Annotated in this window: 1 protein-coding gene; it reads right to left on the bottom strand. The window is 43.2% G+C overall.

Annotated features, from left to right (window positions below):
* Window positions 1-308 precede the first annotated feature (308 nt).
* Window positions 309-1,586 carry an IS110 family RNA-guided transposase gene (locus tag BFI01S_RS21785; RefSeq protein WP_061794433.1) on the bottom strand — a complete coding sequence of 426 codons (1,278 nt, stop codon included), beginning with the start codon at window positions 1,584-1,586 and terminating at the stop codon, window positions 309-311.
* Window positions 1,587-1,703 lie beyond the last annotated feature (117 nt).

Raw genomic sequence — 1,703 nt, 5'->3', positions numbered from 1 at the left:
TCCCCTAACAATATTTTCATTTTATGTGAAACAATTCCAATATGTGGGTACGCTACGCGGTCACTACTGGGCAAATATGGTAAGTAGTGATAAGGAATTATATGATGCACATTGGATCTCTGCGTAGCTTATGATGACGTACCCTCCCATGTCTCTGGGCATCTGTGTGCCTACATTCCTTCGTTCGGTCTAGTCATAAGGCAGAGGCTAGCGAAGCTCCTTTAGGGACTCGAAGTCGAATGGAAAAAATAGTGCCAGCTTCTCCGTGTCATCCTATTGTCTAGGTCTGCTAAGGGGGATGTAGGATCTTACACAGCCTCAGTGAGACTAGAAATGTCCTTCATCATTCGCTGTGCATCAAACGCTTTATGCTTTGTACTAATTCCGTGTAATACTTTCAATAGTTTTCCGCATAGAACCACGATGGATTGCTTCTTTCGTAACGGATTAACTTGGCGATTTGTATAATACTCATGTAGTTTTCTAAAGGCTTCATTGTGGCGAATCATCGGCATCATTACTCGGAACAGGAGGGCCCGTAGCTTTCTTCTGCCCCGTTTAGAAATACGTTTTTGACCTTTGTGCTGGCCGGAGGAATTTTCACGTAACGTTAATCCCGCGAGTTTAATGAGTTGGCGTGGATTTTCATAGTGTGAAAAACTTCCGATTTCAGCTAAAAGATCAATAATCGTCGCATCTCCAAGCCCTGGCACCGTTGATAGCCATTCATATTCTACAGAAGTCTTTACAAGCTCAACTAATTGTTCTGTAATACTTTCGATATCTTGTTCCAGCTGTTGGTAACGGCGAACGAGTGTGGCAATTTCAATACGGGCCATCTCACGTCCTTCTGTTACTCCGATAGAGTTAGCTGCGACTTCAATAATGCGTATTGCTTTCGGTCTTTGGGGGGATTTGAATCCCTCGACCTCTCGATAAAGAGATAAAACTTCATCGGGTTGTTTCTGGTGAAGATCACTTGGGAATGGGGTACATTCAAGTACAGCCAAAGCCATTTTTCCGAATTTCGGAAACACCTGAGTAAATTCAGGAAAATAACGATCTAACCAGCGGATTATCATATTTTTGACAGCACCAAATTCCTCTGTCAGTTTACTTTTAAACGATGATCCAACGCGAAGTTCAGCCTCCATACCTTCCAAGATACGCGGATAACTGAAACGCCCATCTTTTACGAGACGAGCAATCACTAATGCGTCTTTACGGTCATGTTTGGTCGGTAGATTATCGTCCAACTCTTTTGCCCTTTTGACGTGCATCGGGTTAACCATCGCCAAGGGAATGCCGCGTTCCTTAAGGAAGTAGGCTAAATTGAGCCAGTAATGGCCCGTAGGTTCGATCCCGACAAGGACTTCTGTTTTTTCAGTTTCCTTCATGGCAGTCATAATACGTTGATAGAAAAGCTCGAAGCCATTTCCAGCTTGGGACACAGAGAATGATTTTTGGAGCACCCGTCCTCGATCATCTACAAAGCATGCGTAATGTGTACGTTTGGCAATATCGATACCGATGACAAGCGTTTTTTCGGTGACTTGATTAATTTTTTGATTTTGTATAAAATCCATTATGGAGTCCTCCTTGGTTACAAATTAGGGGTCATTTCGTCGACGATTTGACACCCCGTATCATACCAAGAGGGCTCTTTCTTGTTAAGTCCCCAAAAATCCTTCTAACAGGAATGC

It is taken from the genome of Cytobacillus firmus NBRC 15306 (assembly GCF_001591465.1).
Taxonomy (GTDB): Bacteria; Bacillota; Bacilli; order Bacillales; family Cytobacillaceae; genus Cytobacillus; species Cytobacillus firmus.
The sequence above is the reverse complement of the archived record's forward strand: the minus strand, read 5'-3'. Positions and strand labels throughout refer to the sequence as shown.

Coding starts and splice junctions, on each gene's coding strand:
- BFI01S_RS21785 (WP_061794433.1), bottom strand. CDS start 1,586: ATGGATTTTATACAAAATCAAAAAATTAATCAAGTCACCGAAAAAACG.